At 63.9% G+C, this 750-nt stretch carries 1 protein-coding gene and 1 rRNA gene; both read right to left on the bottom strand.

Annotated elements, in window-relative coordinates; translation table 11 throughout:
• Positions 1-271, bottom strand: a 271-nt coding sequence (locus ACWCQK_RS34020) for a hypothetical protein (RefSeq protein ID WP_451161724.1), incomplete at its 3' end; no start/stop codon positions are given.
• 185 nt (positions 272-456) lie between these two features.
• A 5S ribosomal RNA gene (gene rrf, locus ACWCQK_RS34015) occupies positions 457-573 on the bottom strand.
• Positions 574-750 lie beyond the last annotated feature (177 nt).

The raw sequence follows: 750 nt of genomic DNA, 5'->3' as shown, positions 1-750 counted from the left end.
GGAGGACGGTCACCGCGGTCGTCACGACGCGGCCCGCCGGAACGGTCGTCACGCCGGCCGTAACCACCACCGCGGTTGTCGTCACGGCGGAAACCACCGCGGTCGCCGCCACGGTCGCCGTCACGGCGGTCGTCACCACGGCGGTCGTCGCGACGGAAACCGCCCCGATCCCCACCGCGGTCCCCGCCACGGTCATTGTCTCGACGGAAGCCGCCGCGGTCTCCACGGTCCCCGGGGCGACCGCTGCGGTCACCCCGGTCGCCGCGGTCACCACTGTCCCGTCGCCGCTGGTCGCGCTCCGGTCGATCGTCGGGAGAGTTGGTGGACATCGGTGACTCCTGTCTTCGGTACCGCAAGTCATTCTCGCGCAGCCGAGTACCCGGCGCGCTCCGGAAAAACAAAAAAAGGACCTTCGGCCCCAGCTGAACGCTGGGACCAAAGGTCCTTCCAAAGATTGTTCGGCGGCGTCCTACTCTCCCACAGGGTCCCCCCTGCAGTACCATCGGCGCTGTGAGGCTTAGCTTCCGGGTTCGAAATGTAACCGGGCGTTTCCCTCACGCTATAACCACCGAAACCCTAATGGTTTCGAGCGAACAAGCACACTCTTTAATTGTGTGTTCAACTCAAAGCCGGCAACAGTCGTTGCCTCAGAACTAACACAGTGGACGCGAGCAACTGAGGACAAGCCCTCGGCCTATTAGTACCGGTCACCTCCACCCATTACTGGGCTTCCAGATCCGGCCTATCAAC

The sequence above is a fragment of the Streptomyces sp. NPDC002306 genome, from assembly GCF_053593435.1.
The sequence above is the reverse complement of the archived record's forward strand: the minus strand, read 5'-3'. Positions and strand labels throughout refer to the sequence as shown.